At 69.5% G+C, this 12,294-nt stretch carries 12 protein-coding genes and 3 pseudogenes; 1 reads left to right on the top strand and 14 read right to left on the bottom strand.

The genetic code is table 11. From position 1 onward, the window contains the following. Positions 1-117 precede the first annotated feature (117 nt). The 14 genes and pseudogenes from ASJ79_RS08815 to ASJ79_RS08750 all read right to left on the bottom strand — a co-directional run. A pseudogene (locus tag ASJ79_RS08815) lies at positions 118-1,197 on the bottom strand (chromosome segregation SMC family protein); the annotation flags it as partial. 26 nt (positions 1,198-1,223) lie between these two features. Next, the gene (locus ASJ79_RS08810) at positions 1,224-1,508 is read right to left on the bottom strand and encodes an acylphosphatase (RefSeq protein ID WP_067954330.1); all 285 of its coding nucleotides are present in this window, start codon (positions 1,506-1,508) and stop codon (positions 1,224-1,226) included. Then, positions 1,492-1,908 (bottom strand): OsmC family protein, encoded by a 417-nt coding sequence (locus ASJ79_RS08805; protein WP_067954329.1) that lies wholly within the window; start codon positions 1,906-1,908, stop codon positions 1,492-1,494. The genes ASJ79_RS08810 and ASJ79_RS08805 overlap by 17 nt, the downstream gene beginning before the upstream one ends. A gap of 82 nt (positions 1,909-1,990) precedes the next feature. Beyond that, positions 1,991-2,839, bottom strand: a complete 849-nt coding sequence (mutM, locus tag ASJ79_RS08800) for a bifunctional DNA-formamidopyrimidine glycosylase/DNA-(apurinic or apyrimidinic site) lyase (protein WP_067954328.1) — start codon at positions 2,837-2,839, stop codon at positions 1,991-1,993. Positions 2,840-2,844: 5 nt separating this feature from the next. Then, the gene (rnc, locus tag ASJ79_RS08795) at positions 2,845-3,534 is read right to left on the bottom strand and encodes a ribonuclease III (RefSeq protein ID WP_067954327.1); all 690 of its coding nucleotides are present in this window, start codon (positions 3,532-3,534) and stop codon (positions 2,845-2,847) included. Next, the gene (locus ASJ79_RS08790; RefSeq protein WP_067954326.1) at positions 3,531-4,121 is read right to left on the bottom strand and encodes a DUF177 domain-containing protein; all 591 of its coding nucleotides are present in this window, start codon (positions 4,119-4,121) and stop codon (positions 3,531-3,533) included. Before ASJ79_RS08790 ends, rnc begins: the two co-directional genes overlap by 4 nt. A gap of 30 nt (positions 4,122-4,151) precedes the next feature. After that, complete coding sequence (sepIVA, locus tag ASJ79_RS08785; protein WP_067954325.1) at positions 4,152-4,889, bottom strand: cell division protein SepIVA; 738 nt, start codon at positions 4,887-4,889, stop codon at positions 4,152-4,154. A gap of 158 nt (positions 4,890-5,047) precedes the next feature. Beyond that, positions 5,048-5,614 (bottom strand): hemerythrin domain-containing protein, encoded by a 567-nt coding sequence (locus ASJ79_RS08780; protein ID WP_067954333.1) that lies wholly within the window; start codon positions 5,612-5,614, stop codon positions 5,048-5,050. 86 nt (positions 5,615-5,700) lie between these two features. Next, positions 5,701-6,183 carry a pantetheine-phosphate adenylyltransferase gene (coaD, locus tag ASJ79_RS08775; RefSeq protein WP_067954324.1) on the bottom strand — a complete coding sequence of 161 codons (483 nt, stop codon included), beginning with the start codon at positions 6,181-6,183 and terminating at the stop codon, positions 5,701-5,703. An 11-nt stretch (positions 6,184-6,194) separates the two neighbouring features. Continuing rightward, on the bottom strand, positions 6,195-6,761 hold the full coding sequence (gene rsmD / locus ASJ79_RS08770; RefSeq protein ID WP_082753736.1) for a 16S rRNA (guanine(966)-N(2))-methyltransferase RsmD: 567 nt from the start codon (positions 6,759-6,761) through the stop codon (positions 6,195-6,197). Then, complete coding sequence (locus ASJ79_RS08765) at positions 6,758-10,186, bottom strand: pyruvate carboxylase (RefSeq protein ID WP_197420135.1); 3,429 nt, start codon at positions 10,184-10,186, stop codon at positions 6,758-6,760. Before ASJ79_RS08765 ends, rsmD begins: the two co-directional genes overlap by 4 nt. Before the next feature lie 65 nt (positions 10,187-10,251). Beyond that, entirely contained in the window at positions 10,252-10,887 is a 636-nt protein-coding gene (locus tag ASJ79_RS08760) for a vitamin K epoxide reductase family protein (RefSeq protein WP_067954322.1), read from the bottom strand. After that, on the bottom strand, positions 10,884-11,657 hold the full coding sequence (locus ASJ79_RS08755) for a DsbA family protein (protein WP_067954321.1): 774 nt from the start codon (positions 11,655-11,657) through the stop codon (positions 10,884-10,886). The genes ASJ79_RS08760 and ASJ79_RS08755 overlap by 4 nt, the downstream gene beginning before the upstream one ends. 32 nt (positions 11,658-11,689) lie before the next feature. Then, positions 11,690-12,187, bottom strand: a pseudogene (locus ASJ79_RS08750) (alpha/beta hydrolase); the annotation flags it as partial. Between ASJ79_RS08750 and ASJ79_RS33765 the strand changes: the two are divergent. After that, positions 12,184-12,294: pseudogene (locus ASJ79_RS33765) on the top strand (alpha/beta hydrolase); the annotation flags it as partial. The pseudogenes ASJ79_RS08750 and ASJ79_RS33765 sit on opposite strands and share 4 nt — an antisense overlap.

Here is a 12,294-nt window from a genome sequence, read left to right as displayed (position 1 = left end):
TTCATCTCGCTGCTGAAGGCGTCCTCACTGGTGTACTTCCTCGGGTTGATCGCCGACCAGCGTGAACTCTTCCAGGTCGGCCGCGACCTCAACGCGCAGACCGGGAACCTGTCCCCCCTCGTCGCGGGCGGCTTCCAGCCGCGCCTGGGACTCGGCCAGCTCTTCGAGCAGCTGCCGCTCCTGCTCGGCGACGGCATCGGCCTGGGCTTCGAGCTCCTCGGGGTCGGGACCGGCCGAGAAATCCGGTTCGGCGTCCAGGTGCTGGGCCCGCTCGGTGGCGATGCGCACGGTCGCGCCCACCCGCTCGGCCAGCGCGGAGAGCCGGAACCACCGCTGCTGCGCCGCGTCGGCCCGCTCGCTGAGTTCTCCGACGGCACTCTCGTGGGCCCCGAGCTCCAGGGTCCTTGCCTCCAGGCGCTCGCTGAGCTCGTCGTGTTCGCGGCGCAGCGCGGTCTCGGCCTGGTTGGTGTCGTCGAACTCCGCCTTGCGGGTGACCAGGTCGTCGGCGGCCAGCCGCAGCCGCGCATCGCGCAGGTCGGCCTGGATGGTCTGGGCGCGGCGGGCCATCTCGGCCTGCCGGCCCAGCGGCTTGAGCTGCCGGCGCAGCTCGGTGGTCAGATCGGTCAGCCGCGCCAGGTTCGCCGACATCGAGTCGAGCTTGCGAACCGCCTTCTCCTTGCGCTTGCGGTGCTTGAGGACCCCCGCGGCCTCCTCGATGAACGCGCGCCGATCCTCGGGCCGGGATTCGAGGATCTCCGAGAGCTTGCCCTGGCCGACGATGACGTGCATCTCACGGCCGATGCCGGAGTCGCTGAGCAGCTCCTGCACATCCATCAAACGGCAACTGCTGCCGTTGATTTCGTACTCCCCCGCACCGTCACGGAACATCCGGCGGGTGATCGACACCTCGGAGTACTCGATGGGCAGCGCGTTGTCGGAATTGTCGATGGTCAGCGTGACCTCGGCGCGGCCCAGCGGCGCGCGCGACGAGGTGCCGGCGAAGATGACGTCCTCCATCTTGCCGCCGCGCAGGGTCTTGGCGCCCTGCTCACCCATCACCCAGGTGAGCGCGTCGACGACGTTGGATTTCCCCGACCCGTTCGGGCCCACCACGCAGGTGATGCCCGGCTCGAAGCGCAGAGTCGTCGGCGAGGCGAAGGACTTGAAGCCCTTCAGCGTCAGACTCTTCAGATGCATGACGCGTTACCCTACCGCCGGAGACCTCACCGCTCGGTGAAGCCCGCGATCGCGTCGGCCGGTTCACTCCAGTCGGAGATGACCTTGTCCACCTGCCCGGGTGTGTCACCGCCGGTGAGCAGGTCGAGCAGCCGTTCGCAGGCGTCCCGCGGGCCCTGGGCCACCACCTGCACGCGGCCGTCAGGTTTGTTGGCCGCATATCCGGTCAGGCCGAATTCGAGCGCGCGGGAACGCGTCCACCAGCGGAAACCCACCCCCTGGACCTGCCCGTGCACCCAGGCGGTCAGGCGGACGTCATTCTCGTCCAACATCTTTCACCTCAAACGTCACTTCGGTACCAGACTTCAACGTCCGCCCCACGGTGCACACCTGATCGATGGCCCGGGCGACCACGGTCAGCAGGCGATCCCTGTCCTCGGCGCCGAGGCCCGACAGATCGACTTCGAGCACCTCGTCCAGGCGCGGGTAGCGCTCCTGCTCACGATCGGCGGCCCCGGACACCCGGACCGTGGTCTGGTAGTCGTCACCGAGGCGGCGGCGCAGCGGCTGGTCGCTGGCCATGCCGCTGCAGGCTGCCAGCGCGATCTTCATCAGCTCACCCGGCGTGAAGACGCCCTCGACGTCCTCGGAGCCGATCAGCACCTCGGCGCCGCGCGTGCTGCGCCCCGTATAACGGCGCACACCCGTACGCTCCACCCACAGTTCGGTCACGCCCTATTTCTACAACGTCCGCCGAAATGGCATTCCGGCAGCAGAAGATCGAGTGGCGGCCTGCCGGAATGCAAGTTCGGCGCTAAACGCGCGGGCGGGGCTGGCAGCGCGGGCAGTAGAACGACGAGCGGTTCATGAACTTGTCCCGTCGCATCAGCGCGCCGCAGCGCCGGCACGGCTCACCTTCGCGGCCATAGGCGTCCAGCGAACGGTCGAAGTAGCCGGACTCGCCGTTGACGTTGACGTACAGCGAGTCGAACGACGTGCCGCCCTGCCCCAACGCATCGGTCATCACCGCGGCGGCCGCGTCGAGCAACTCGGCCAGCTTGGGTTTCGTCAACTTCGAGGCCGGCCGGGCGCCGTTGATCTTCACCCGCCACAGCGCCTCGTCGGCGTAGATGTTGCCGATCCCCGATACCACGGTCTGATCCAGCAGCTGCCGCTTGATCTCGGAATGCTTGCGCCGCAACACCTTCACCACACCATCGCGGTCGAACAGCGGATCCAGCGGATCACGCGCGATGTGCGCGACCGGGGCGGGCACATCGCTGCCGTCGACGTCGACCAGGTCGGCGAGCATCCAGCCCCCGAAGGTGCGCTGGTCGACGAAGCTCAGCGTGGTGCCGTCGTCGAGCAGCGCGGCGATACGCAGGTGACTCTCGTTCGGCACCGGACCCAGTAGCATCTGACCGCTCATGCCGAGATGGACGACCAGCGCGGCTCGGTCTGCCAGTGTCAGCCACAGGTACTTCCCGCGCCGGCCCGTCCCGGTGATCGTGGTGCCCAGCAACCGCGCGGTCAGGTCGGCGGGCCCCGCCTCGTGGCGTCGTACCGCCCGCAGGTGGTGCACCCGCACCGCCGTGATGGTCCTGTCGACGACGTGCGCGTCAAGTCCGCGCCGGACGACCTCGACCTCGGGAAGCTCAGGCATCCCGGTCAGTCACCGTTGAGGGCGTGCCACGCCGCCGCGGCCGCCTTGAGCTCGGCCTCTTTCTTGGTCCGGCCGATGCCCCGGCCGTACTCCCCCTCACCGACCACGACGACCGCGGTGAACTCCTTGTCGTGGTCGGGCCCGGTGGAGGTCACGACGTAGGCCGGCGCCCCGAGACCGCGCGACGCCGTGAGCTCCTGCAGCGAGCTCTTCCAGTCCAGTCCCGCTCCGAGCGTCGGCGCGGTGTCCAGCAGCGTGCCGAACAGCCGCAGGATCACCTCGCGGGCGACCTCCACGCCGTGTTCCAGATAGATTGCGCCCAGCAGTGATTCGACACCGTCGGCCAGGATGCTGGACTTGTCGGCTCCGCCGGAGTTCTCCTCGCCCTTGCCGAGCAGCAGGTAGGCGCCCAGGCCGTGCTCGGTGAGGTTGCGGCCGACGTCGGCCAGCGCCTGGGTGTTGACGATGCTGGCACGCAGCTTGGCCAGGTCACCTTCGGAGCGGTCCGGGTGGCGGTGGTAGAGCTCCTCGGTGATCGTCAGCCCGAGCACCGAGTCGCCGAGGAACTCGAGACGCTCGTTGGTCGGCACCCCGCCGTTCTCGTAGGAGTAGCTGCGGTGGGTCAGCGCGATGGTGAGCAGCTCACCGGGAAGCTCCACACCGAGCGCCTCGAGCAGAAGCGCGCGGTCGGTCACTTGTCGTCTCCGCTCTGCTCGCGAAGCTGGGCCAGCTTGGCCCACCGCGGGTCGATCTGGTCGTGCCGGTGGCCGGGCTCGGCGTCGGCCAACCGGACCCCGCACTCGGGGCACAGCCCCTGGCAGTCGGGGGTGCACAGCGGCGAGAACGGCAGCGCCAGCCCGACGGCGTCGGTGATCGACTGCTCCAGATCGACGGTGTCGGACCCCTTGTCACGGTTCACCCGCGGAACCTCGTCGGCCTCGGTGGTCTCCTCGGTCTTGCTGTCCGGGTAGGCGAACAACTCGGTGAGGTCGATGTCGACCTCACCGGTGATCGGCGTCAGGCACCGCGCGCACTCACCCACCGTCGGAGCGGACACGGTGCCGGTGACCAGCACACCTTCGGAAACCGACTCCAGGCGCAGATCCAGATCCAGCGGCGCGCCCTCGGCCACGGCCACCAGCTCCACGCCCATCCGCGCCGGGCTCGGCACCGTCTCCTCGACGCTCATCATCGACCCCGGTCGCCGCCCGAGCCGGGAGATGTCGATCACCAACGGCGACCGTGAACCCCGGTGCGCAGCCGCGTTGACGTCCCTCGCCATGCCCGTATCGTACGGTGGCGTCCCGGCGCGCTACCGGGCCGCGTAGTCGTGCGTGCCCGCGGCGGTGCGCAGCTGGTGACGTCCGCGGCCCACCGAACGCAGGGTGCCGTTGAGGAAGTCCTCGAACTCGGCCAGCTTGCTGTCGACGTAGATGTCGCACTCGCCGCGCAGCCGGTCGGCCTCGGCGTGGGCGGAGTCGATCATCCGGGTCGCCTCGGCGGTGGCGGTGGCGACCACCTCGGTCTGCGACACCAGGCGCTGCTGCTCCTTGATGCCCTCCTGCACGGCCTTCTCGTATGCGAGGTTGCCGCTCTCGATCAACCGGTCGGCCTCGGACTTGGCGCGTCCGGTGCTGGCCTCGTACTCACGCTTGGCGGTCGCGGCGATGCGGGCGGCCTCCTCGCGTGCCTCGACCACCATGCGTTCGCTGTGCTGGCGCGCCTCGGCGACCATGCGGTCGGCCTGCGCTTTCGCGTCGGCCAGCAGCCGGTCCGCCTCGGCCCTGGCGTGGTTGACCATCGAGTCGGCCTCGGCGTTGGCGGTCGACACGGTCGACTCGGCGTGCTCCTTGGCCTCACGCAGCAGGGAGTCGCGCGCGTCGAGGACGTCCTGCGCGTCGTCGAGCTCGCCGGGGATCGCGTCCTTGATGTCGTCGATCAACTCCAGGACGTCCCCGCGCGGCACCACGCACCCTGCCGTCATCGGCACACCGCGGGCTTCTTCGACGATCGCACCCAACTCATCGAGAGCTTCGAACACTCGGTACACGGCGATACCCTCCAGGCCTAGTTGTTGGTTACCAGTGTGCCTGGTGTTACGCCTGTGACTGGGCTTCCGTCGCCGGTGTGTCGCCCATGCGTCGCGGACAGGCTCTACTGGCATCCGTCTGCTGCGATGATGTCAACGCGGCAGACGCGGGCCCAGGGTCAGCGCAACGCTGCCCCGATCACGTCCCGGGCACGGTCCAGCATCGACGCGAACGGGCCCACCGCGAAGTTGAGCTTGGCCGATTCGACGCCGGGGTGCGGCCGGGTCGGCGCGATGGCCTGCGCCGCACGCACCGCCCCGACCAGGCTCTTGAGCTCGTCGGCGTCGAGTTCACGCTTGAGCTTGGTGAACTCCTCGGCCTCCTCGTGCTCGGCGTGATCCAGCACGGCGTCGCGGAACTCGGTCAGCTCGGCGAGGAACTCGTCGGATGCGATGTCGAGCTTCTCCAGCGCGACGAGTTGCTCCTTGGCCGCATGCTCCTCACGCAGTCGGGCGTCGACGATCTCGTCGCCGGAGTCCACCTCCCGCCGCGCCCGGGGATGGATCACCATCTCCTCGGCGGTCTCGTGCACGGCGAGCAGCTGGCGCAGATCGGTGAACGCCTTCTCACGCGCCTTCGGCTCGGACGCGTGAAGCACGTCGTCGAACATGTCCTTGATCAGGTTGTGCTGATCCTTGAGGAACGCGACGACGTCGTCGGTGGATTGAACGAATGTCTCGGGCACGGTCGCCACCTCCGGGAAACGGGCTGCAGGACTTGCCGGCGCTGGGCTGCGCGCCGGTGCCCTGTACGTACCCCCGAGCCGACGCGTCAACCCCGCTCGGCGAGCTTGGCTTTCAGCCGGGCGTTCACCGGTGCGGGCAGCAACTCCGAGACGTCGCCGCCGAGCATCGCGACCTCCTTGGCCAGCGACGAGGACACGAACGAGTACTGCGGCGTGGTGGCGACGAAGAACGTGTCGACCCCGGCGACGTGCCGGTTCATCTGCGCCATCTGCAGTTCGTACTCGAAATCCGTGCCGGTGCGCAGGCCCTTGACGATCGCGGTCAGCCCGCGCTGCTTGACGAAGTCGACGATCAAACCCTGCCCGGACTCCACACGCAGGTTCGGCAGGTGGGCGGTCGACTCCTCGATCAGCGCGATCCGCTCGTCGAGGCTGAACAGGCCGGTCTTGTTCGGGTTGACCATCACCGCGACGACGACCTCGTCGAACTGCGCCGCGGCGCGCTCGAAGACGTCGATGTGACCGAGGGTCACCGGATCGAAGGACCCGGGGCACACCGCTCCGCTCATGACGGTCGACGCTAGCAGCGTTCGGCGAAGTCGACGCGGGTGTCCCCGTAGCGCCGCGACTTCCACGCCGACCAGCCGCCGGGCCAGCCGATGTCGGGCGCCGAGGCGGGACGTTCCACCACCGCCACGGTGCCGGGCGCGCTCCACCCGGCCGCGTCCAGCGATCTGACGACGTCCTCGACCTGTGCGGCGTCGACCTCATAGGGCGGATCGGCCAGCACCAGGTCCACCGGGCCGGGCGCCCCGCCGGCCAGGACCGACGCCACGGGTCCGCGCCGGACGACCGCGTTGCGGACGCCCAACGCCGCGATGTTCTGCTCGATCACCGCCGCCGCGCGGGCATCGGCCTCCACGAACAGCGCCGAGGCCGCGCCGCGCGACAACGCCTCCAGACCCAGCGCCCCGGAACCGGCGTAGAGGTCCAGCACACGCAGCCCGGCGAAGTCGATCCGCGCGGTCAGCACGTTGAACAGCGACTCGCGCACCCGGTCGGTCGTCGGCCGCGTGCCGCGTCCGGACCGCTGCTGCGGCACCGCGATCCGGCGTCCGCCGAGCTCTCCGGCCACGATCCGGGTCAGGGTGATTCCCCGGCCGCGTCGCTCTTCCCCGCCGAACCGATCACCACCAGCAGGTCCCCGCCCTCGACCTGCGCGGTGGCCGACACCGCGACGCGGCCCACCGTGCCGCCCTTCGGGGCGGTGATCGCGGCCTCCATCTTCATCGCCTCGATGGTCGCGATGGTCTCCCCCGCCTCGACCGTGTCGCCCTCGGCCACATTGACGGTGACCACACCGGCGAACGGTGCCGCCACGTGGTCGGCGTTGGTGCGGTCGGCCTTCTCGGCGAGCGGCACGTCGCTGGCGATGCTGCGGTCACGGACCATCACCGGCCGCAGCTGGCCGTTGATGATGCACATCACGGTGCGCATGCCGCGTTCGTCGGCGTCGGAGATCGCCTCCAGGCCGATGAGCAACTCCACGCCACGCTCCAGCGTCACGCGGTGCTCGTCACCGTGGCGCAGCCCGTAGAAGAACTGGTTGGCCGACAGGCTCGAGGTGTCGCCGTAGAGCTCCCGGTGCGCCTCGAATTCCTTTGTCGGACCGGGGAACAGCAGCCGGTTCAGCGTCGCCTGCCGTTTCGGTCCCGCCGCGGCCAGCGCCTCGGTGTCCTCCGGGCTGAGTTCGGTCTGCGGTTTGGCCGGGGCGCGGCCGGCGAGAGCCTTGGACCGCAGCGGCTCCGGCCAGCCGCCGGGCGGGTCACCCAGCTCGCCGCGCAGGAACCCGATCACCGAGTCCGGGATGTCGAAACGTTCGGGGTCCTCGGCGAATTCGTCGGCCGACACGCCGGCGCCGACGAGCGCGAGGGCCAGGTCGCCGACCACCTTCGACGACGGGGTCACCTTGACCAGCCGGCCCAGGATGCGGTCGGCCGCGGCGTAACTCGCCTCGATCTCCTCGAAGCGGTCACCCAGACCCAGCGCGATCGCCTGCTGCCGCAGGTTCGACAACTGACCACCCGGGATCTCGTGGTGGTAGACCCGCCCGGTCGGGGTAGGTGGACCGGACGCCGCAACATCGAAGGGCGCGTACACCTTTCGCAGCGCCTCCCAGTACGGCTCCAGATCGCACACCGCCGACAACGACAGCCCGGTGTCGAACTCGGTGTGCGCGGTGGCCGCGACGATCGAGCTCAGCGCGGGCTGACTGGTGGTCCCGGCCAGCGGCGCCGAGGCGCCGTCGACCGCGCTGGCACCGGCCTGCCAGGCCGCCAGATAGGTGGCCAGCTGGCCGCCCGGGGTGTCGTGGGTGTGCACGTGCACGGGCAGGTCGAAGCGGCTGCGCAGCGCGCTGACCAGCGTCGCCGCCGCCTGGGGCCGCAGCAGCCCGGCCATGTCCTTGATGCCGAGCACGTGCGCGCCCGCGTCGACGATCTGCTCGGCGAGCTTGAGGTAGTAGTCGAGCGTGTAGAGGTTCTCCCCGGGGTCGGACAGGTCCCCGGTGTAGGACATCGCGACTTCGGCCACGGAGGTGCCGGTTTCGCGGACCGCGTCGATCGCGGGCCGCATCGAGTCGACGTTGTTGAGGGCGTCGAAGATCCGGTAGATGTCGATGCCGGTGGCGGTGGCCTCCTGCACGAACGCGTGGGTCACCGATTCCGGGTACGGCGTGTAACCGACGGTGTTGCGGCCCCGCAGCAGCATCTGCAGGCAGATGTTGGGCACCGCCTCGCGCAGCGCCGCCAGCCGCTCCCACGGGTCCTCTTTGAGGAACCGCAGCGCCACGTCGTACGTCGCGCCGCCCCAGCATTCGATCGAGAGCAGTTGCGGGGTCATCCGCGCGATGTACGGCGCGACCATCAGCAGGCCGGAGGTGCGGATCCTGGTGGCCAACAACGACTGATGGGCGTCGCGGAACGTGGTGTCGGTGACGCCGACGGCCTTGGACTCGCGCATCCAGCGCGCGAACGCTTCCGGCCCGACCTCGGTGAGCAGATGCTTGCTGCCCCGCGGGGGCATCGTGTCGAGGTCGATCTGCGGCAGCTTGTCGTGCGGGTACACCGTCGACGGGCGCGGCCCATGCGGCTGGTTGACCGTGACGTCGGCCAGATAGTTCAGGATCTTGGTGCCGCGGTCGGCGGGCGACCGCGCGGTGAGCAGGTAGGGCCGGTCGTCGATGAACGACGTGTTGACCCGCCCGTTCCGGAAGTCCGGATCGTCGATGACCGCCTGCAGGAACGGGATGTTCGTCGACACCCCGCGGACCCGGAACTCGGCGAGCGCCCGGTGCGCGCGGGCCACGGCGGCGCCGAAATCCCGGCCCCGACAGGTGAGTTTGACCAGCATGGAGTCGAAGTGCGCGCCGATCTCGGCGCCGAGGTGCGCGCCGCCGTCGAGCCGGATACCCGCGCCGCCCGGTGATCGGTAGGCGGTGATGCGCCCGGTGTCGGGCCGGAACCCGTTGGCCGGGTCCTCGGTGGTGATCCGGCACTGCAGTGCGAATCCCCGTGGCGCCTTCAACATGTCCTGGCTCAGGCCGAGGTCGGCCAGCGTCTCGCCGGACGCGATCCGCAGCTGGCTGGACACCAGGTCGACGTCGGTGATCTCCTCGGTGACGGTGTGCTCGACCTGGATGCGCGGATTGCACTCGATGAACACGTGATGCCCGCGCTCGTCGAGCAGGAACTCCACGGTGCCCGCGCACGAGTAGTCGATCTCACGGGCGAACGCGACGGCGTCGGCGCAGATCTTCTGCCGCAGCTCCTCGGACAGGTTCGGCGCCGGCGCGAGCTCGATGACCTTCTGGTGCCGCCGCTGCACGCTGCAGTCCCGTTCGAACAGGTGCATCACGTTGCCGTCGTTGTCGGCGAGGATCTGCACCTCGATGTGGCGGGGATTCAGCACCGCCTGTTCCAGGTAGACGTTCGGGTCCCCGAACGCCGACTCGGCCTCGCGGCTGGCGGCTTCCACCGCTTCGGCCAGCGCGTCCGGGTCGGTGACCCGGCGCATGCCGCGCCCGCCGCCGCCGGACACCGCCTTGACGAACAGCGGGAACTCCATGCCCCGGGCCGCCTCGACGAGCTCGTCGACCGACGACGACGGCGCCGACGACGTCAGCACCGGCAGACCCGCGGAGCGGGCCGCCTCGATGGCCCGCGCCTTGTTCCCGGTGAGCTCCAGCACCCCGGCGCTGGGGCCGACGAACGTGATCCCGGCCGCCGCGCACGAGGCGGCCAGTTCGGGGTTCTCGGACAGGAAGCCGTAACCGGGATACACCGCGTCGCAGCCGGCCTCCACGGCCACCCGCATGATCTCGTCGACGGACAGATAGGCCCGGACGGGGTGCCCCACCTCCCCGATCTGGTAGGACTCGTCGGCCTTCAGCCGGTGGAGGGAATTGCGATCCTCATACGGATAGACCGCGACGGTCGCAATGCCCATCTCGTAGGCGGCGCGGAACGCGCGGATCGCGATTTCGCCGCGGTTGGCGACAAGGACTTTGGAGATCTGACCGGCCACGGTTCACCTTAACCTCGCAGGTCAATCTCACAGGAACCGGCCGCGGAGTGTGATCAGAACAGCGTGGACCAGTAGTTCCAGAAGCGTTCGAGGATCAGCAGCAGCACACCGGTGAACCACAGCGTCACCAGCGACCAGCGCCAGGTGTGCAGCGTCCTGAGCACGGCGTTGCCGCTGCGCTGGGGCTGGACTGCGACGGACGTGGCGACCACCAGCAGCGGGATCGTCACCGCCCACACCGCCATGCAGTACGGGCACAGCGCCCCGATGCGGTACAGGCTCTGGAAGATCAGCCAGTGCACGAACACCGTGCCCGCCAGGGTGCCCAGGGCCAGGCCCGCCCAGTACCACCGCGGCAGGTCGACCTTGGCCAGCGCGAGCACACCGGTGACCACCACGACGGTGAACGCCACGATGCCGATGAGCGGGTTCGGGAAGCCGAACAGCGACGCCTGCGGGGTGATCATCACCGAGCCGCAGGACAGCACGGGGTTGATGCTGCAGGACGGCACGTAGTTCGGGTTGATGAGCAGTTCGATCTTCTCGACCGTCAACGTCAGGGCCGCCGCGAGCCCGACCAGACCGGCGATCAGCACCCACAGCGCGCTGCTGCGGGGAACCGCGACCGGCGCCGGCTGCTGCGCCGACGAATCGGTGTGGTCGACGGGGTCGGCCGCGGCGACGGTCATGACGCCGGGGCGGGTTGGGGTGCGGGTGCGGGCGGCGCGGCCTCCAGTCCGGGCACGTCGCCGACGATCTCCTTGATCTTGGCGACCAGCGCGTCGGGGGTGCTGTACTGGTAGTCCTCGCCGTTGATCCGCACCGACGGGGTGGACTTGATGCCCGTCGCCGACGCCAGACCGGCCACCATGTCGACGTAGGTGCCCTTGTTGATGCAGTCGGGCACCGCGCCGCTGGCACCGGCCTGACGCGCGACCTCCACGAGCCGGGCGTTGTCCGGATACGCCGTGCCCATCTCACCGGGCTGCTGGGCGAACAGCGCGGTGTGGAAGCGGCGGAACGCGTCGACGGATTCGTCGGCGACGCAGTACGCGGCGCCGCCCGCGCGGGACGGGTAATTGTTGTTCTGCGGCCGGTCCAGGATGCCGACCATGTAGTAGTCGGCAGCGACGGCGCCGGAGTCGATGAGCTTTTCGATGGTAGGGCCGAACTGCTGCTCGAACGCGCCGCAGTGCGGGCACAGGAAGTCCTCGTACAGGCTCAGCACCGCCTTCGGCTCGTCGGTGCCTTCCTTCTTGATCAGGCTGGCCGACTCGACGCGGACGGCGCGGGACTCACCGGCGGTGGGCTTGTCGTCGGCCGAGAGCACGATGTAGAGCACCAAGACGACCGCGAAGACGACGACGACAGCGGTCAGACCGATCTGGATGAGCAGGTTGCGCTTACGGTCGGCTGCCTTCAGGTCGTAGCGCGCGTTCTTCTTGGGTTTGGTGGCCACGAAGCACAGAGTACCGGCGTCACCGACGGTCTTTATCCGGCGCGGGTCAGATGTGCGCGCATCGCCGAGATGACGTCGGCGGTGGCGGTGGCGCTGGCGCCTCCGAGCGGGAAGAAGTTCGCGAAGCCGTGGATCAGCGACCCGTACTCGCGGTAGTCGACGGGGGTGCCGGCGGCGCGCAGCGCGTCGGCGTAATGCCTGCCCTCGTCGCGCAGCGGATCGAAACCCGCGGTCGCGACCAGCGCCGGCGACAACCCGGACAGGTCCTCGACGCGCAGCAGTGACACGCGCGGGTCGGTTCCGGCGACCTGCGCTGCGCCGAGGAACCGCTCGGTGAACCAGTCCATGTCCTTCTTGGTCAGGAAGAAGCCGCGGGCGAACAGCGTCTTGGACCGGGTCTGGGCCTCGTAGTCGGTGACCGGGTACAGCAGCAGCTGCAGGGCGGGCAGCGGCTTCTTCTCGTCGCGCGCCCGGATCGCGACCAGCGCCGAGAGGTTGGCTCCGGCGCTGTCGCCGCCGACGGCCACCCGTCGACTACCGCGAGTACGGGTCGCTGATCCACGGCTTCGCGAACTTCTTCCCGCTCGGAGGCGCCAGCGCCACCGCCACCGCCGACGTCATCTCGGCGATGCGCGCA

The sequence above is a fragment of the Mycobacterium sp. NAZ190054 genome (genome assembly GCF_001545925.1).
Lineage (GTDB): Bacteria > Actinomycetota > Actinomycetes > Mycobacteriales > Mycobacteriaceae > Mycobacterium.
Note: the sequence above shows the minus strand (reverse complement) of the source record. Positions and strands in the feature narration are given on the sequence as shown.